This is a genomic window from Pseudomonas sp. 1928-m (assembly GCF_029269135.1).
Lineage (GTDB): Bacteria > Pseudomonadota > Gammaproteobacteria > Pseudomonadales > Pseudomonadaceae > Aquipseudomonas.
Genome location: NZ_JARIXO010000001.1, coordinates 211,919 through 229,734 on the forward strand (window position 1 = coordinate 211,919; position 17,816 = coordinate 229,734).

Here is a 17,816-nt window from a genome sequence, read left to right on the forward strand (position 1 = left end):
CAGACTGCATGAAGATCATCATTCTCGGTGCAGGCCAGGTTGGCGGCACCCTGGCGGAACACCTGGCCAGCGAAGCCAACGACATCACCGTGGTCGACACCGACGGCGACCGCCTGCGTGATCTCGGCGACCGCCTGGATATCCGCACAGTTCAGGGCCGTGGTTCGTTCCCCACGGTGCTGCGCCAGGCCGGCGCGGACGATGCCGATATGCTGGTGGCAGTGACCAACAGCGATGAAATCAACATGATCGCCTGCCAGGTGGCCTACAGCCTGTTCCACACCCCGACCAAGATTGCCCGGGTGCGCGAAGCGGCCTACCTGACCCGCAGCGGCCTGTTCAGCAACGAATCGATCCCGGTCGACGTACTGATCAGTCCCGAGCAGGTGGTAACCAACTACATCAAGCGCCTGATCGAATACCCCGGCGCCCTGCAGGTGATCGACTTCGCCGAAGGCAAAGCCCAGCTGGTGGCGGTCAAGGCCTACTACGGCGGCCCACTGGTCGGCCAACAGCTGCGTCAGCTGCGAGAACATATGCCCAATGTTGACACCCGCGTGGCCGCGATCTTCCGCCGCAACCGGGCGATCATGCCGCAGGGCGACACGGTGATCGAAGCCGATGACGAGGTGTTCTTTATCGCCGCCAAGGCGCATATCCGTGCGGTGATGAGCGAAATGCGCCGCATGGAAGACAGCTACAAAAAAGTGGTAATCGCTGGCGGCGGGCACATCGGCGAGCGTCTGGCCGAGGCCATCGAGAGCCGCTACCAGGTGAAGATCATCGAGATGAACCCGGCGCGCTGCCGTTATCTCTCGGAAACCCTCGACAGCACCATCGTGCTGCAGGGCAGCGCCTCAGACCGCGACCTGCTGGTGGAAGAAAACATCAGCGACGCCGACATCTTCCTCGCGCTGACCAACGACGACGAAGCCAACATCATGTCGTCCTTGCTGGCCAAGCGCCTCGGCGCGCGCAAGGTGATGACCATCATCAACAACCCGGCCTACGTTGACCTGGTGCAGGGCGGCGAGATCGACATCGCCATCAGCCCGCAGCTGGCCACCATCGGCACCCTGCTGACCCACGTGCGCCGTGGCGATATCGAAAGCGTGCACTCCCTGCGCCGCGGTGCCGCCGAAGCCATCGAGGCGATTGCCCATGGTGACGCCAAATCGAGCAAGGTGGTCGGCCGCGCCATCGCCGATATCGCGTTGCCGCCGGGCACCACCATCGGCGCGATCATCCGCAACGAAGAGGTGTTGATCGCCCATGACAACACGGTGATCGAGACGGGCGACCATGTGATCCTGTTCCTGGTCGATAAAAAATACATCCGCGATGCCGAGCGCTTGTTCCAGGTCGGCCTGACCTTCTTTTAGGAATCGACCATGAGCACCGAAGCCCTGGAGAAAATGCTGACCAAAGGCATGGACAACGCCCTGCTGCGTTTCGGCCTGGGCAAGGGCTATCTGGATGCGGCGGAGTTCGCTCGGGCGGCAGAGCATTTGCAGCGCTGCGTTGAGTTCGATGCGCAGTACTCAGCGGCCTGGAAGCTGCTCGGCCAGGCGCTAAACAAGCAAGGGCTCAGTGCAGAGGCGCGGGCAGCCTGGACGCAAGGCTTGCGGGTAGCAGAAGAGAAGGGTGACAAGCAGGCGGGCAAGGAAATCAGCGTGTTTCTAAAGCGCCTGGATAAGCCGGCTCGGTAACTCAGGAAATAGCCTGGGCTACTCCTCGGTTTGCACAAAGCGCAGGCCAACGCCCAGGGCTTCGACGCGCACCACTTCGAGCGTGAGAATCGGCGCCTCCATCGGCAGACCCTGCACCTGGCCCTGCACCTGCTCTCCCATGCTGAGCATATTCTGCGCCTGGTCCATCAGCACATAGACGCCGCATTCGGAAATATCCCGAGTGGTGACCAGCAGCTCGCCGTGCACCGGGTGGTCGATACGCAGGCGTACCTTGAGGGGTGTGCGGACATTCTTTCGACTATTGCTCATGCGCCGTCCGTCAGAGTGAGTTCCCCCAGCCTAGTCGAGAGCAGGCTCCACCTGCAACTCAGACCTATTCAATACCACTTGGCCTCACCGGCAGGGCGCTTCTTGAAGCGCTTCATGCTCCACATGTATTGGCTCGGGTACGTACGCACATAACCCTCAATAACCCTGCTCATCGCCGCCACGGCGGTGGCCGTATCGGTGCTGTACATGTCTTCCGGTGCCGCTTCCAAGATGACCTTGAAGCCCGAGCCGTCCGGCAGACGCAGCGCGTGCAGAAACACTCCGCAGGCCTTGCCGCCACTGAGCATACCGGCCACAAACTTGCTGGTCAGCGCCTCGGTGCCGAGAAAGGGTACGAAGACTCCGGAAGACAGGCTCGGCTCGGGATCAGCCGGAATGCCCACCGCACCACCTTTGCGCACCTCCTTGATGACGCTGAGGATGCCTTCCTTGGTTGACGGCGCAACACGGTTGCCTAGCTGTACGCGCTGCTGGCGCAGCAGATCGTCGACGGCTTTCAGCTTCGGCGGGCGATAGAAAATGATCGGTTTGCACTGCGCGCAGTAGAAGTGGTTAAGCACTTCCCAGTTGCCCAGGTGGCTGGTGATGCCGACCACGCCTTTGCCGCTGGCCAAGGCGTCCCTGAGCACATCCAGACCTTCGACTTCACGCACCAGGCCGATGGATTTCTGCGCCGGCCAGATCCAGGCACAGGCGCTTTCGGTCAGGGTTCTGCCGATATCCATCAGCGATTGGCCCAGCAGACGCTGGTGCGCGGCCTCATCCAGTTCGGGAAAGCATTTACGCAGGTTGATGCTGGCCACTTCGCGTGAGCCATTCGGCAGCTTCCACATCAGCCAGCCAATCGCCGCGCCCACGCCCTGTACGGCGCGCCACGGCAGCAAGGCAAACAAACGCAGAAAGCCCACCACTAGGGCACCTTTGAGCTTTTCCACAGGCAACTCCAGCCGATCAAAAGGCGCTTATTGTAACCACCCGGGCTAGCGAGTGGTCAGTTGCGCGTAGCGGTCACAATCAACGGTGTGATCCATGACCATGCCGGTGGCCTGCATATAGGCGTAGCAGATGGTCGGGCCGACAAAGGTAAAGCCGGCCTTTTTCAGTGCCTTGCTCATCGCCTCGGCCTCGGCGGTTACCGCCGGCACCTGGCCGCGTTCGCTGAAGTGGTTGATCTTCGGCGCGCCGCCAACAAAGGACCAGAGCAGCGTCACCGGGTCTTCCAGCTTGAGCCAGGCCTGGGCGTTCTTGCGCACGGCCTTGAGCTTGAGGCGGTTGCGGATGATGCCAGGGTCCTGCATCAGGGTTTCTTCGATGTACTCGTCGGTAAGTTCCGCCAGGCGCTGCACATCGAAGCCGAACAGCACCTCGCGGTAACGCTCGCGCTTCTTCAGCACGGTGATCCACGACAGGCCGGCCTGAAAGGCTTCGAGCAGCAGCAACTCGAACAGCACCTGGGGGTCGCGTTGCGGCACGCCCCATTCCTGGTCGTGGTAGGTGATATACAGCGGGTCGTCGGAGCACCAAGAGCAGCGTGGCATGCGGGTTTTCCTAGGGTCTGTTGCCGTTTCGTTCGCGGCCGCGCCGGAGCCTGTTTTAGCGCGAGGCAAGGCACGAGACACGAAGTTTGGTTGTTCCAAATGAGTGTCGAGAAACGCAGTATCGCGCTAAAACAGGCCCGGCCCTGCGGGTTGCGCGCAAAATCTCGCCATGCGGTGTTGGAGGACTTGGCAAGGGAACAACCATTACCTGCGTCCTCCGCCTAGCCTGGCGAGATTTTTCGCAGCAACGCGGCTCGCGACGAAACGGCAACAGACCCTCAGCTTCGGTATAATCGCGGACTTTCTGAAGCCGCCAAAGTACGGGTGAAATTTGTGAGCCAGACTACGCCTGCCGTGCGCACCTTCCAAGACTTGATCCTCGCCCTGCAACAGTACTGGGCCGAGCAGGGCTGTGTGGTGTTGCAGCCCTACGATATGGAAGTTGGCGCGGGCACCTTCCACACCGCCACGTTTCTCCGTGCCATTGGCCCAGAGACCTGGAACGCCGCCTACGTGCAGCCTTCCCGTCGTCCGGCTGACGGCCGCTACGGCGAAAACCCCAACCGCCTGCAGCACTACTACCAATTTCAGGTGGTATTGAAGCCGAACCCGGAAAACTTCCAGGAGCTGTACTTAGGCTCGCTGAAAGCCATCGGCATTGATCCGCTGGTGCACGACATCCGCTTCGTCGAAGACAACTGGGAATCGCCAACCCTCGGCGCCTGGGGTCTGGGCTGGGAAATCTGGCTGAACGGCATGGAAGTCACCCAGTTCACCTACTTCCAGCAGGTTGGCGGTATCGAATGCTATCCGGTGACCGGCGAGATCACCTACGGCCTCGAGCGCCTGGCCATGTATATCCAGGGTGTCGACTCGGTGTACGACCTGGTGTGGACCGACGGCCAGTTCGGCAAGGTCACCTATGGCGATGTGTTCCACCAGAACGAGGTGGAGCAGTCGACCTACAACTTCGAACACGCCAACGTCGAGAAACTCTTCGAGCTGTTCGACTTCTATGAAAGCGAAGCCAACCGCCTGATCGAGCTGGAGCTGCCGCTGCCAACCTACGAGATGGTGCTCAAGGCCTCGCACACCTTCAACCTGCTGGATGCGCGCCGAGCCATCTCGGTGACCGCGCGTCAGCAGTACATCCTGCGCGTGCGCGCCCTGGCCCGTTCGGTGGCGCAAAGCTACCTGCAAGCGCGGCGCAAACTGGGCTTCCCGCTCGCCGCCCCCGACCTGCGTGATGAAGTACTGGCCAAGCTGGAGGCAGCAGAATGAGTGCGCGTGATTTCCTGGTAGAACTGGGCACCGAGGAGCTACCACCAAAAGCCCTGAAAACCCTCGGTGAGGCCTTCCTCGCCGGTATCGAGAAAGGCCTGAAGGCTGCCGGCCTGAACTATGGCCACGTGCGCTACTACGCTGCGCCACGCCGCCTGGCCGTGCTGATTGAGCAGCTTGAAGAGCAGCAAGCTGATCGCACCCAGAACCTCGACGGCCCACCCGTACAGGCGGCGTTCGACAAGGACGGCAACCCGACTCAGGCAGCACTGGGCTTCGCCAAGAAGTGTGGCGTTGAGCTGAGCCAGATCGACCAGAGCGGCCCCAAGCTGAAATTCAGCCAGAGCATTCCGGGCCAGGCTGCGGCTGGCTTGCTGCCGGCCATCGTCGAAACCTCGCTGAACGAGCTGCCGATTCCCAAGCGCATGCGCTGGGGCGCGCGCAAAACTGAATTCGTCCGCCCGAGCCAGTGGTTGGTGATGCTGTTCGGTGACGAGGTGATCGACTGCGAAATCCTCGCCCAGCAAGCCGGCCGGGTGTCCCGTGGCCATCGCTTCCACGCCAACCACGAGGTGCGTATCAGCGCGCCGGCCAACTACGCCGAAGACCTGCGCAGCGCCTATGTGATTGCCGACTTCGCCGAACGCCGCGCGCAGATCATCGCGCGGGTCAATGAACTGGCTGCAGCAGAGCAGGGCACTGCCATCGTGCCGCCAGCGCTGCTGGATGAAGTCAGCGCCCTGGTCGAATGGCCAGTGCCACTGGTCTGCTCCTTCGAGGAACGCTTCCTCGAAGTGCCGCAGGAAGCGCTGATCACCACCATGCAGGACAACCAGAAGTACTTCTGCCTGCTCGATGCCAACGGCAAGCTGCTGCCGCGCTTTATCACCGTGGCTAACGTCGAGAGCAAAGACCCGGCACAGATCATTTCCGGCAACGAGAAGGTGGTGCGTCCGCGCCTGACCGACGCTGAATTCTTCTTCAAGCAGGACAAGAAGCAGAAGCTGGAAAGCTTCAACCAGCGTCTGGCCAACGTGGTATTCCAGGCCCAGCTCGGCTCGGTCTACGACAAAGCCCAGCGTGTCTCGGCCCTGGCTGGTTTTATCGCCCAGCGCATCGGTGGCGACGCCACCCGCGCGGCGCGTGCCGGCATCCTCTGCAAGTGCGACCTGGCCAGCGAGATGGTCGGCGAGTTCCCGGAAATGCAGGGCATCGCCGGTTACTACTACGCCAAGCATGACGGCGAAGCTGAAGACGTGGCCCTGGCGCTGAACGAGCAGTACATGCCGCGCGGCGCCGGCGCTGAGCTGCCGAGTACCCTCACCGGTGCCGCCGTGGCCCTGGCCGACAAGCTGGATACCCTGGTTGGGATCTTCGGCATCGGCATGCTGCCCACCGGCAGCAAGGACCCTTATGCCCTGCGCCGTGCCGCCCTCGGTGTGCTGCGCATCCTGATCGAGAAGCAGCTGGATCTGGACCTGGTTGAAGCCGTCGGCTTCGCCATCGGCCAGTTCGGCGACAAGATCAAGGCCGATGGCCTGGCTCCTCAGGTGCAGGACTTTATCTTCGACCGACTACGCGCTCGCTACGAAGACGAAGGCGTCGACGTGGCCGTGTACCAGGCTGTGCGTGCGGTCAGCCCGACCTCGCCGCTGGACTTCGATCAGCGCGTGCAGGCCGTGCAGGCTTTCCGTGCATTGCCGCAGGCGGCCGCTCTGGCTGCAGCGAACAAGCGCGTGTCCAACCTGCTGAGCAAGGCCGAAGGCCAGGTCGCGGCCAGCGTCGAAGCCCATCACTTCGACAACCCCAGCGAGTTCGCCCTCAACGCCGCCATCCAGCAGGCCGAACATGCGGTACGGCCGCTGGCCGCAGCGCGCCAGTACAACCTGGCGCTGAGCCAACTGGCCAACCTGCGTGAGCCAGTGGATGCCTTCTTCGAGGCCGTACTGGTCAACGCCGAAGACGCCGCTGTGCGCGCCAACCGTTATGCGCTGCTGGCCAAGCTGCGTGGCCTGTTCCTCGGTGTGGCGGATATTTCGGTACTCGGCTAACGCCTGTTGATTGTCCGGTGGGCTGCGCGCAGCCCATCATCACCTTTACCGGCTGGCGGCCATCACCGCCAACCGGTTACGGATTCCCCCATGAAACTGCTGATTCTCGACCGCGACGGCGTGATCAATTACGACTCCGACGCCTATATCAAAAGCGTCGCCGAATGGATTCCATTGCCCGGCGCCATCGAAGCCATCGCGCGCCTGTCGCAAGCCGGCTGGACGGTCGCCGTGGCCACCAATCAATCCGGGGTTGCCCGGGGCTATTACGACCTGGCCACGCTGGAGGCCATGCACGCACGCCTGCGCGAACTGGTGGCGGCGCAGGGCGGTGAGCTGGGCCTGATCGTGCACTGCATCCATGGCCCAGATGAAGGCTGCACCTGCCGCAAACCGAAACCCGGCATGCTTGAGCAGATTGCTGCGTACTATGGCGTAGCACTCAAGGGCGTGTGGTTTGTCGGTGACAGCAGCGGTGACCTGACAGCGGCCGGCGCCGTCGACTGTCAGCCAGTTTTGGTAAAGACCGGCAAGGGCGAACGCACCCTGGCCAAAGGATTGCCAGCGGGCACCCTGGTATTCGATGATCTGGCGGCGGTTGCCGCTCAGCTTCTCCACTTATAAAGCAGGCTCTGCCTGCGACGGTAAAAGCTCCCATGTCGACAGTGCAGACCCTCAGAACCTTCCTCTTCTATCTGCTGCTGGCTTCCAGCTCGTTCTTCTGGTGCACCCTCAGCGTCTTCGTCGCACCCTTTCTGCCGTTTCGTGCACGCTACCGCTTTGTCGTGCAGAACTGGTGCCGCTGCGCCACCTGGCTGGCCAAGGTGGTGGTCGGCATCAACTACGAGATCAAGGGCCTGGAGAATATCCCCGATAAGCCCTGCGTGATTCTCGCCAAACACCAGAGCACCTGGGAAACCTTCTTCCTCTGCGGCTATTTCGAACCGCTGAGCCAGGTGGTCAAGCGCGAGCTGCTATATGTGCCGTTCTTCGGCTGGGCGATGGCCATGCTCAAGCCCATCGCCATTGACCGCAGTAACCCCAAAGCGGCGCTAAAACAGCTGGCCAAACTCGGCCACAAACGTCTGGGGCAGGGCGCCTGGGTGCTAGTATTCCCGGAAGGCACACGTATTCCACCGGGGCAGATCGGCAAGTTCAGCCGTGGCGGCGCCTCCCTGGCAGTGAATGCCAACCTGCCGGTGCTGCCAATCGCGCACAACGCCGGCGAGTTCTGGCCCAAGCAGGGCTGGCGTAAAACCCCCGGCACCGTGCAGGTGATTATCGGCCCACCGATGTACGCCGAAGGCACAGGCCCACGCGCCATCGCCGAACTTAACGACCGCGCCTTTGCCTGGGTCAGCCAGGCGCAACGCGATATCGGCTCACTGGATGCCCAGAGCCAACCGCTGGAAACCCAGGAGCCAGCCTAGGCCAATTGTGGATAACCTGTGCGCGAAATACCGGCAGAGTGCCATTAAGCCTTTCAAGGCAATGATTCATAAGCAGTTTTCATCAAGGTCTGGCTAACCGTGTTTCGTGCATAAGTTTTCCAGCGCAATCTCAAGCCGGCCTTAGTGCCGGCTTTTTTATCGATCAAATCTCCGTAGCCGTCGCATTGCAGCTGCATGTTCCATGTGGAACAAAAAAGCCCCTGCTGAGGTTAATCAGCAGGGGCTTCTTATGCAGAGGCCAGAAAGCGCTCTGGCCTCCTTCAGGCCGTTTAGAAGTCCAGGTTGGACACGGCCAAGGCGTTGGTCTCGATAAAGTCCCTACGCGGCTCTACAGCGTCCCCCATCAGGGTGTTGAAGATCTGATCGGCAGCGATCGCGTCTTCGATACGCACCTTGAGCATGCGGCGTACTTCTGGGTCCATGGTGGTTTCCCAGAGCTGATCCGGGTTCATTTCACCGAGACCCTTATAGCGCTGAATGCTGTGGCGCTTGGTGCTTTCCGCCATCAGCCAGGCCAGTGCATCCTTGAAGGTGCTGACGTGCTTCTTGCGCTCGCCGCGCTGCACGAAAGCACCTTCTTCCAGTAGGCTGTTGAGCTGATCGCCCAGGGTAGTAACGGTCTTGTAATCGTTACTGGCGAAGAAGTCGCGGTTGAAGATGATGTAGCTGGAGACCCCATGGGATACCAGTTCCACCTGCGGCAGCCAGAGGTGACGCTCCTGGTCTTCGTGCAGGCTGGTTTTGTAGATCAGACCGGACTTCTCCATCCCCTTGAGGCGCGCATCAAGCAGGCCCAGCCATTGCTCCATGGCTGCCTTGTCCGCCAGTTGCTCGGTTTCCACGCGCGGGATGTAGACGAAGTGCTCGGTGAGCTCCAGCGGGTACAGGCGCGACAAACGGTTGAGGGTCTTCATCACCAGGCGGTAATCGTTGACCAGACGCTCCAACGCCTCGCCAGACAGGCCGGGCGCGCTTTCGTTGACGTGCAGGCTGGCGTCTTCCAGGGCCGACTGGGTCATATATTCATCCATGGCCTCGTCGTCCTTGATGTACTGCTCCTGCTTGCCCTTCTTGACCTTGTACAGCGGCGGCTGAGCGATGTAGATGTAGCCACGCTCGACCAATTCCGGCAGCTGGCGGAAGAAGAAGGTCAGGAGCAGGGTACGGATGTGCGAACCGTCGACGTCGGCGTCGGTCATGATGATGATGTTGTGGTAGCGCAGCTTGTCGATGTTGTACTCATCGCGGCCGATACCACAGCCCAGGGCGGTGATCAGGGTGCCGACTTCCTGGGAGGAAATCATCTTGTCGAAACGCGCTTTCTCGACGTTGAGGATCTTGCCCTTGAGCGGCAGGATCGCCTGGGTCTTGCGGTTACGACCCTGTTTGGCAGAGCCGCCCGCGGAGTCCCCTTCCACGATATAGAGTTCGGAAAGGGCAGGGTCTTTTTCCTGGCAGTCGGCCAGTTTGCCCGGCAGCCCGGCGATATCCAGTGCGCCTTTACGACGGGTCATTTCACGAGCCTTACGCGCCGCTTCACGAGCGCGCGCAGCGTCGATCATCTTGCCGACCACTGCTTTGGCTTCGTTGGGGTTTTCCAGCAGGAAGTCGGAGAAGTACTTACCCATTTCCTGCTCGACCGCAGTTTTTACTTCGCTGGAAACCAGCTTGTCTTTGGTCTGCGAGCTGAACTTCGGGTCCGGTACTTTTACCGAAATAATTGCGGTCAGGCCTTCGCGGGCATCGTCACCGGTGGTGGCGATCTTGTGCTTCTTGGCCAGACCTTCCTGCTCGATATAGGTATTCAGGTTACGCGTCAGCGCCGAGCGGAAACCGGCCAGGTGAGTGCCGCCGTCGCGCTGTGGAATGTTGTTGGTGAAGCACAACAGGTTCTCGTTGAAGCTGTCGTTCCACTGCAGGGCGACTTCTACGCCGACACCGTCTTCACGCTGAACGGTGAAGTGGAACACCTGGTTGACCGGGGTTTTGTTGTGGTTGAGGTATTCAACGAAGGCACGCAGACCGCCTTCGTACTTGAACAGCTCTTCCTTGCCGCTGCGTTCATCCTTGAGCAGGATGCCTACGCCGGAGTTGAGGAACGACAGTTCGCGCAGACGCTTGGCCAGAATGTCCCAGCTGAAATGGATATTGGCGAAGGTGTCTTCGGACGGCTTGAAGTGGATCTGCGTACCGGTAACATCGCTGTCGCCGACCGCTGCAATCGGTGCCTGGGGCACGCCGTGCACGTAGGTCTGTTCCCAGATCTTTCCGCTACGGCGGATGGTCAGGATCAGTTCCTTGGACAGGGCGTTAACCACGGACACACCCACACCGTGCAGACCACCGGAAACCTTGTAGCTGTTGTCATCGAACTTACCGCCTGCGTGCAGCACGGTCATGATCACTTCAGCTGCGGAAACGCCTTCTTCCTTGTGCATATCGACCGGAATACCACGGCCGTTATCGCGCACGCTGATCGACTCATCCGGGTGGATGGTGATGGTGATTTCGCTGCAATGCCCAGCCAACGCCTCGTCAATCGAGTTGTCGACCACCTCGAACACCATGTGGTGCAGACCGCTGCCATCGTCGGTATCGCCGATGTACATACCAGGCCGCTTGCGTACGGCATCCAGGCCCTTGAGGACCTTAATGTTATTGGAGTCGTACGTTTGGTTTTCGCTCATGCCTTCACTCCCGGTGGTCGTGGGTCTGGGTAATGCCACCATGTTCCACGTGGAACATGGCAACTGGCGTATCCGTGCGCCAGCCTTCCCTCAACAATTCATGGTCTACACAGGTGATAAACACCTGGCAGTGCAAGTCTTCCAACAATCGGCACAACGCACGGCGGTGCTGTTCATCCAGTTCTGACGGCAGGTCATCCACCAGATAGATGCATTGGCCGTGCTTGGCCTGATTGACTAAATGGCCCTGCGCAATGCGCAGGGCACATACAACTAATTTCTGCTGGCCGCGCGAGAGTATCTCGGCAGCATTGTGTGCCCCTAAACGCAGCCTTAAATCGGCGCGCTGCGGACCTGCCTGGGTGTGACCCAGTTGCTGATCGCGGGCGAGGGTAGAGGCAAGCACCGTATTGAGCTCGCGCTCTTTATCCCAACCGCGGTAGTAACTGAGGGTCAAACCTTGCAGCTCAACCAGCTCATTCAGGGTGCGTTCGAAAACCGGTTTCAGGGCCTGGATATAGGCACGCCGATAACCGTCTATTTCGTCGCTGGCCAGGCACAACTCTCGGTCCCAGGCCGCCTGCGAAGCGGCGTCAAGTGTACCATGCCGCAGCCATGAGTTCCGCTGACGCAGGGCCTTCTGCAGGCGCTGCCAGGCCGGCAGAAACCGAGGTTCCACGTGGAACACTCCCCAATCGAGAAACTGCCTACGAATCTTCGGCGCACCTTCAAGTAGACGGAAGCTGTCCGGATTGATCAGTTGCAGCGGCAAGGTCTCGGCAAGTTGCGCAGCGCTGCGCGCATTCTGCCCGTCGATACGAATCTGAAACTCGCCCTGACGATCCCGCGAAACCCCCAGATTGCTTTGCCGACCATCAGACATCTGCACCTGACCGAAAATCGTGCAGGCGAGCTGATCGTATTGAATGACCGGAAGCAGGCGAGTGCTGCGAAAGGAGCGAGCCAGACCCAGCAGATGAATGGCTTCGAGCAGGCTAGTTTTGCCGCTGCCATTGTCGCCGGAGAGGATGTTGATGCGCGGGGAGGGAGAGAGGGTCACCGGGTGCAGATTACGCACCGCGGTGACGGTAAAGCGAGTAAGGGACATTCAGCGGTTACAGACGCATCGGCATAACGACATAGGAAGAGTCGTCGTTGTCTGCTTCCTGTACCAAGGCACTGCTGTTGGCATCGGAGAGAATCAGGCGCACCTGGTCGGTGGTCATCACGCTCAGCACGTCGAGCAGGTAGCTGACGTTGAAACCGATTTCCAATGCACTGCCGTTATAGTCCACGGCGATCTCTTCTTCGGCTTCTTCCTGCTCCGGGTTGTTGGCCTGAATTTTCAGCAAGCCAGATTCCAGTTGCAGGCGAATACCGCGGTACTTTTCGTTGGACAGAATCGCGGTACGGCTGAACGCTTCACGCAGACCCTGACGATCAGCAACCACCAGCTTGTCACCACCACGCGGCAACACACGCTCGTAGTCCGGGAACTTGCCGTCGACCAGTTTCGAGGTGAAGGTGAACTCGCCGGTGGTGGCGCGGATGTGGTGCTGGCCAAGAACGATGCTGACGCTGCCGTCCTGCTCGGTGAGCAGACGAGCCAGTTCGAGAATACCTTTGCGCGGCACGATGACCTGGTGGCGTTCAACCTGCTCAATCGCCGCTTCCATAGAGCACATGGCCAGACGGTGACCGTCGGTGGCCACCGCGCGGAGGATGCCGGTCTGTACTTCCAGCAGCATGCCGTTGAGGTAATAGCGCACGTCCTGCTGGGCCATGGCAAAGCTGGTGCGTTCGATCAGGCGGCGCAGGCGGCTTTGCACCAGGCTGAAGGTCAGCGAGCCTGGGCCTTCTTCAACAGTGGGGAAATCATTGGCGGGCAGGGTGGACAGGCTGAAGCGACTACGGCCGGCTTTGACCAGCAGCTTCTGCTCGTCGATACGGATATCGATCAGGGCGTCAGCCGGCAGGCTTTTGCAGATGTCCATCAGCTTGCGCGCCGGCACGGTGATCTCACCGGGTTGCGCAGGCTCTTCCAGAGTGACGCGACCAACCAGCTCGACTTCCAGGTCGGTACCGGTCAGCGACAGCTGCTGGCCTTCGACCACCAGCAGCACGTTAGAGAGAACCGGCAAGGTCTGACGGCGTTCCACGACGCCGGCGACCAGTTGCAGAGGTTTCAACAAGGCTTCGCGTTGAATGGTGAAATGCATGGTCTAGTCCCTTGCCTAGTGAGTTGCGTATTAGGTTGTCAGCGTACGCAGCAAATTCTTATAGTCCTCGCGGATGTCCGCGTCGGATTCCTTAAGTTCAGCAATCTTACGGCATGCATGCAATACCGTTGTGTGATCGCGGCCGCCGAAGGCATCACCAATTTCCGGCAGGCTGTGGTTGGTCAGCTCTTTCGACAAAGCCATGGCCACCTGACGCGGGCGCGCGACTGAACGCGAACGGCGCTTGGACAGCAGATCAGAAATCTTGATCTTGTAGTACTCGGCGACCGTGCGCTGGATATTGTCGATGCTGACCAGCTTGTCCTGTAGGGCCAACAGGTCCTTGAGCGACTCGCGGATCAACTCGATGGTAATGTCCCGGCCCATGAAGTGCGAGTGGGCGATAACGCGTTTCAATGCACCTTCCAGCTCACGTACGTTGGAGCGGATGCGCTGGGCAATAAAGAAGGCAGCATCGTGCGGCAGGTCGACTTTGGCCTGATCGGCCTTCTTCATCAGAATCGCCACGCGGGTTTCCAGTTCAGGTGGCTCGACGGCAACCGTCAGGCCCCAACCGAAACGCGACTTAAGACGTTCTTCCAGGCCTTCGATTTCTTTCGGGTAGCGGTCACTGGTGAGAATCACCTGCTGACCACCTTCGAGCAAGGCGTTGAAGGTGTGGAAAAACTCTTCCTGGGAACGCTCTTTCTTGGCGAAGAATTGAATGTCATCGATCAGCAGCGCATCCACCGAACGGTAGAAGCGCTTGAACTCGTTGATCGCATTCAGCTGCAAGGCCTTGACCATGTCCGCGACGAAACGCTCGGAATGCAGGTACACCACCTTGGCATTCGGATTCTTCGCCAGCAGGTGGTTACCCACCGCATGCATCAAGTGAGTCTTACCCAAGCCCACACCACCATAAAGGAACAGCGGGTTGTAACCGTGCTTGGGGTTGTCCGCCACCTGCCAGGCAGCCGCGCGGGCCAACTGGTTGGATTTACCTTCGACAAAGTTATCAAAGGTAAAGGTGCGGTTCAGGTAACTGGTGTGCTTCAACCCGCCTTCGACCTGTACCGTGCGCTCAGTACGGGCCGGCGCCTGCTGGCTAGCCGCACCAACCATGGGATCGAAGCTTGCGCGCGAAGGTTCTGCCTGGGCAGGGCCAGCTGCGGCTGTCACAACCGGACTGGATGCAGGCGCGCTCGGCGCAGCTGACGGCGTACTGACCGGCGCCGCACGAGGAGCCGAACTGCGTTTGCTGCCTATTAATAAGGAGAGCGCAGGAACCAGACCGTTGGTCCGTTCGCTGAGTAACTCAAGCAAACGGCTGAGGTACTTTTCATTGACCCAGTCGAGGACAAAACGGTTCGGCGCATAAACGCGAAGCTCGTCGCCTTCGGCTTCGACCTGCAGTGGACGGATCCAGGTGTTGAATTGCTGAGCAGGCAGCTCATCGCGCAGAAGCTCGACGCACTGCTGCCAAAGTTCCACAGACACGGATATCCCCTAAATCGCAAGGCGCGAGGCAAAAAACAGCCGTCATTGTAGCCGCCGAGGCTTGAGTTATCCACATGTAAGCTTGCTTATGCGCAAGGAAAATCAACGTGTTATTAGCGTTGGAGGCTTATAACGCAAGGCTCGAGAAAGGCTGTGGATAACCGCCCATAAGCTCGCTGGATAACCCGGGGTGAAACCCGGTGGAAAACCCTGCTGTGGGTAAAATGACATTCCATCCTCAGCTTATGGACGGCTTCCACACAGTTGCAGCACGCCTTTTCGACAGACTTACCCTTGGCTGAACAGCGCTAAGCTGTTGGCCTTCAAGCACTTATGCACAGATCGATGGCCAGCTAATAGCTACTAACATTACTAAACATCTTTAAATATTCTCTTCTTTATATTTCTTTATGCAGGAAAAGCCTGGTTGGAAATTGACCTGACCCTCGGGTTTCTCTAGAATTGCCGGTCTCTTAAAACGGGGGCCATTCCGGCCCGTAGTCGACCACCCAGGTACCGCACCATGAAACGTACTTTCCAACCCAGCACTATCAAACGCGCTCGCACCCACGGTTTCCGTGCTCGTATGGCCACCAAGAACGGCCGTGCTGTCCTGTCGCGTCGCCGCGCCAAGGGCCGTAAGCGTCTCGCCGTCTAAATTTCGGTCTTGTGGTGAGTCGAGACTTCAGTCGGGAAAAGCGTCTGCTAACCCCCCGGCAATTCAAGGCAGTCTTCGACTCCCCTAGCGGCAAAGCTCCGGGCAAAAATGTCCTGCTGCTGGCGCGCAACAACGAACTTGATCACCCCCGTCTGGGATTGGTGATCGGCAAGAAGAGCGTCAAGCTCTCTGTTGAGCGCAATCGTCTGAAACGCCAGATCCGCGAATCGTTCCGTCTCAATCAGGACAACCTGGTGGGATGGGACATCGTGGTGGTTGCGCGTAAAGGCCTTGGTGATTTGGAAAATGTCGAACTGGCTCGTCAGTTTGGCAAACTCTGGAAACGCCTCGAACGCAGTAAGCCAAGCCCGGAAGCCGTCGCAACACCTGGGGTGAACGACAGTCCCCATGCGTAAACTGGTATTGCTACCCATCCAGTTCTACCGCTACGCCATCAGCCCCTTGATGGCCAGCCACTGTCGTTTCTACCCAAGCTGTTCTTGCTACGCGCTTGAAGCCATTGAACATCATGGCGTCATGCGCGGTGGCTGGCTGACCCTGCGTCGGCTTGGCCGCTGTCACCCGTGGAATCCCGGTGGCTACGACCCGGTTCCCTGCGCAAAAACCTCCCGTTCCTCTTCGATGGCCGAATAATCATGGATATTCAACGCTCGATCCTGATCGTCGCCCTGGCAATCGTGTCCTATATGATGGTTCTCCAGTGGAACCAGGACTACGGTCAAGCTGCCCTGCCGACAGAAATTGCCGCGACCAGCAGCACTGTACCCGGCTTGCCGGATACCACTGCCAGCACTTCAACCCCAGCTGGCAGCGACGATATTCCGAGCGCCACCACGGCTGTTGAACCCAGCGCCATCAGTGCTGCACCGGCTGCAGCCAACGATGAGCTGATTCGGGTGAAGACCGATGTGCTGGATCTGGCCATCGACCCGCGTGGTGGTGATGTGGTGCAACTGCGTTTGCCGCAGTACCCGCGTCGTCAGGATCGTCCGGATGTACCGTTCCAGCTGTTCGACAACGGCGGCGAGCGTACCTACCTGGCGCAGAGCGGTTTGATCGGCAGCAACGCGCCGGATAAATCCAGCGGTCGTGCTCTGTGGAGCAGCGAGCAGAAGAGCTATGAACTGGCCGATGGTCAGGATCAGCTGCAGGTTGACCTCAAGCTCAGCGAAGACGGCGTCAACTACATCAAGCGCTTCACCTTCAAGCGTGGTCTGAACGCTGAATGTTCCGCCAAGGAACAGCAGCAGAAGAAACCTGGCTGCGTTGATCCTTCGTCCTATCAGGTGACGGTCAGCTACCTGATCGACAACCAGAGTGGTCAGGCCTGGAGCGGCAACATGTTTGCCCAGCTCAAGCGTGATGGCAGCGACGATCCGTCCTCCACCACTGCGACCGGCACTGCGACCTACCTCGGTGGTGCGCTGTGGACCAGCGAAGAGCCGTACAAAAAAGTGTCGATGAAAGACATCGACAAACAAGCCTTCAAAGAAACCGTTCAAGGAGGCTGGGTTGCCTGGCTACAGCATTACTTCGTCACTGCCTGGATTCCAAGCAAAGACAGCACTAACCAAGTACAGACCCGCAAAGACAGCCAAGGCAACTACATTGTCGGCTTTACCGGCCCGGCCATTCAGGTTGCTGCCGGCGCTCAGGGTGAAACCAGTGCAGTTCTGTATGCCGGCCCGAAGCTACAAGGCCATCTGAAGACTCTGTCGCCAGGTCTTGAGCTGACAGTCGACTACGGCATTCTGTGGTTCCTGGCTCAGCCGATCTTCTGGCTGCTGGAAGTTATCCACAACCTGCTCGGCAACTGGGGCTGGTCGATCATCATGTTGACCGTGATCATCAAGCTGATCTTCTTCCCTCTATCCGCCGCCAGCTACAAATCCATGGCGCGCATGCGTGCCGTTGCACCGAAACTCGCTCAGTTGAAAGAGCAGCACGGTGATGATCGCCAGAAGATGTCCCAGGCGATGATGGAGTTGTACAAGAAAGAGAAGATCAACCCGCTGGGCGGCTGCTTGCCGATCCTGGTGCAGATGCCGGTATTCCTCGCGCTCTACTGGGTGCTGCTGGAATCCGTGGAAATGCGTCAGGCCCCATGGCTGCTGTGGATAACTGACCTGGCGATTAAAGACCCGTTCTTTATCCTGCCGATCATCATGGGCGCGACCATGTTTATCCAGCAGCAGCTCAACCCGACGCCGCCGGACCCGATGCAAGCCAAGGTACTGAAGATGATGCCAATCATCTTCACCTTCTTCTTCCTCTGGTTCCCGGCTGGTCTGGTGCTGTACTGGGTGGTCAACAACGTCTTGTCCATCGCCCAGCAGTGGTACATTACCCGCAAGATCGAAGCCGCAGCCAAGGCCGCAGACGCCTAAGC

At 59.5% G+C, this 17,816-nt stretch carries 17 protein-coding genes; 10 read left to right on the plus strand and 7 right to left on the minus strand.

Going from position 1 to position 17,816, the window contains the following annotated elements; translation table 11 throughout:
• Positions 1–8: 8 nt before the first annotated feature.
• Both trkA and P3C18_RS00930 read left to right on the plus strand, forming a co-directional pair.
• Positions 9–1,382, plus strand: coding sequence for a Trk system potassium transporter TrkA (trkA, locus tag P3C18_RS00925; RefSeq protein WP_090254226.1), 1,374 nt, complete (start codon positions 9–11; stop codon positions 1,380–1,382).
• Between the two features lie 9 nt (positions 1,383–1,391).
• Positions 1,392–1,709 (plus strand): hypothetical protein, encoded by a 318-nt coding sequence (locus tag P3C18_RS00930; RefSeq protein ID WP_275960013.1) that lies wholly within the window; start codon positions 1,392–1,394, stop codon positions 1,707–1,709.
• A gap of 18 nt (positions 1,710–1,727) precedes the next feature.
• Here the strand turns inward: P3C18_RS00930 and P3C18_RS00935 are convergent, their stop codons facing one another.
• The 3 genes from P3C18_RS00935 to P3C18_RS00945 form a co-directional block, all read right to left on the minus strand.
• Complete coding sequence (locus tag P3C18_RS00935) at positions 1,728–2,000, minus strand: PilZ domain-containing protein (protein WP_275960014.1); 273 nt, start codon at positions 1,998–2,000, stop codon at positions 1,728–1,730.
• A gap of 68 nt (positions 2,001–2,068) precedes the next feature.
• The gene (locus P3C18_RS00940) at positions 2,069–2,956 is read right to left on the minus strand and encodes a lysophospholipid acyltransferase (protein WP_275960015.1); all 888 of its coding nucleotides are present in this window, start codon (positions 2,954–2,956) and stop codon (positions 2,069–2,071) included.
• 45 nt (positions 2,957–3,001) lie between these two features.
• Positions 3,002–3,559: a DNA-3-methyladenine glycosylase I gene (locus P3C18_RS00945; RefSeq protein ID WP_275960016.1), complete on the minus strand. Its 558-nt coding sequence runs from the start codon at positions 3,557–3,559 to the stop codon at positions 3,002–3,004.
• Between the two features lie 333 nt (positions 3,560–3,892).
• Between P3C18_RS00945 and glyQ the strand changes: the two genes are divergently transcribed.
• The 4 genes from glyQ to P3C18_RS00965 all read left to right on the plus strand — a co-directional run bounded on the left by glyQ (position 3,893) and on the right by P3C18_RS00965 (position 8,321).
• Positions 3,893–4,840: a glycine--tRNA ligase subunit alpha gene (glyQ, locus tag P3C18_RS00950; protein WP_275960017.1), complete on the plus strand. Its 948-nt coding sequence runs from the start codon at positions 3,893–3,895 to the stop codon at positions 4,838–4,840.
• Positions 4,837–6,891, plus strand: a complete 2,055-nt coding sequence (gene glyS, locus P3C18_RS00955; protein WP_275960018.1) for a glycine--tRNA ligase subunit beta — start codon at positions 4,837–4,839, stop codon at positions 6,889–6,891. The genes glyQ and glyS overlap by 4 nt, the downstream gene beginning before the upstream one ends.
• A gap of 90 nt (positions 6,892–6,981) precedes the next feature.
• Positions 6,982–7,515: a D-glycero-beta-D-manno-heptose 1,7-bisphosphate 7-phosphatase gene (gmhB, locus tag P3C18_RS00960; RefSeq protein WP_275960019.1), complete on the plus strand. Its 534-nt coding sequence runs from the start codon at positions 6,982–6,984 to the stop codon at positions 7,513–7,515.
• 32 nt (positions 7,516–7,547) lie between these two features.
• Positions 7,548–8,321, plus strand: coding sequence for a lysophospholipid acyltransferase family protein (locus tag P3C18_RS00965; protein WP_275960020.1), 774 nt, complete (start codon positions 7,548–7,550; stop codon positions 8,319–8,321).
• Positions 8,322–8,611: 290 nt separating this feature from the next.
• Here P3C18_RS00965 and gyrB read toward each other — a convergent pair whose 3' ends face one another.
• The 4 genes from gyrB to dnaA are packed head-to-tail and all read right to left on the minus strand — an operon-like array spanning position 8,612 to position 14,748.
• Positions 8,612–11,029 (minus strand): DNA topoisomerase (ATP-hydrolyzing) subunit B, encoded by a 2,418-nt coding sequence (gene gyrB / locus P3C18_RS00970; RefSeq protein WP_275960021.1) that lies wholly within the window; start codon positions 11,027–11,029, stop codon positions 8,612–8,614.
• Positions 11,030–11,033: 4 nt separating this feature from the next.
• The gene (recF, locus tag P3C18_RS00975; protein WP_275960022.1) at positions 11,034–12,137 is read right to left on the minus strand and encodes a DNA replication/repair protein RecF; all 1,104 of its coding nucleotides are present in this window, start codon (positions 12,135–12,137) and stop codon (positions 11,034–11,036) included.
• Between the two features lie 7 nt (positions 12,138–12,144).
• Positions 12,145–13,248, minus strand: coding sequence for a DNA polymerase III subunit beta (gene dnaN, locus P3C18_RS00980; protein ID WP_275960023.1), 1,104 nt, complete (start codon positions 13,246–13,248; stop codon positions 12,145–12,147).
• A 30-nt stretch (positions 13,249–13,278) separates the two neighbouring features.
• Positions 13,279–14,748 carry a chromosomal replication initiator protein DnaA gene (gene dnaA, locus P3C18_RS00985; protein ID WP_275960024.1) on the minus strand — a complete coding sequence of 490 codons (1,470 nt, stop codon included), beginning with the start codon at positions 14,746–14,748 and terminating at the stop codon, positions 13,279–13,281.
• A 523-nt stretch (positions 14,749–15,271) separates the two neighbouring features.
• On the opposite strand from dnaA, the gene rpmH reads away from it, so the two are divergent.
• The 4 genes from rpmH to yidC are packed head-to-tail and all read left to right on the plus strand — an operon-like array spanning position 15,272 to position 17,814.
• Positions 15,272–15,406 (plus strand): 50S ribosomal protein L34, encoded by a 135-nt coding sequence (rpmH, locus tag P3C18_RS00990; RefSeq protein WP_002551315.1) that lies wholly within the window; start codon positions 15,272–15,274, stop codon positions 15,404–15,406.
• A 14-nt stretch (positions 15,407–15,420) separates the two neighbouring features.
• A complete protein-coding gene (gene rnpA, locus P3C18_RS00995; protein WP_275960025.1) occupies positions 15,421–15,822 on the plus strand; it encodes a ribonuclease P protein component in 402 nt (133 codons plus the stop codon).
• Entirely contained in the window at positions 15,815–16,060 is a 246-nt protein-coding gene (yidD, locus tag P3C18_RS01000; protein WP_275960026.1) for a membrane protein insertion efficiency factor YidD, read from the plus strand. Before rnpA ends, yidD begins: the two co-directional genes overlap by 8 nt.
• A gap of 2 nt (positions 16,061–16,062) precedes the next feature.
• Positions 16,063–17,814, plus strand: a complete 1,752-nt coding sequence (gene yidC / locus P3C18_RS01005) for a membrane protein insertase YidC (protein ID WP_275960027.1) — start codon at positions 16,063–16,065, stop codon at positions 17,812–17,814.
• Positions 17,815–17,816 lie beyond the last annotated feature (2 nt).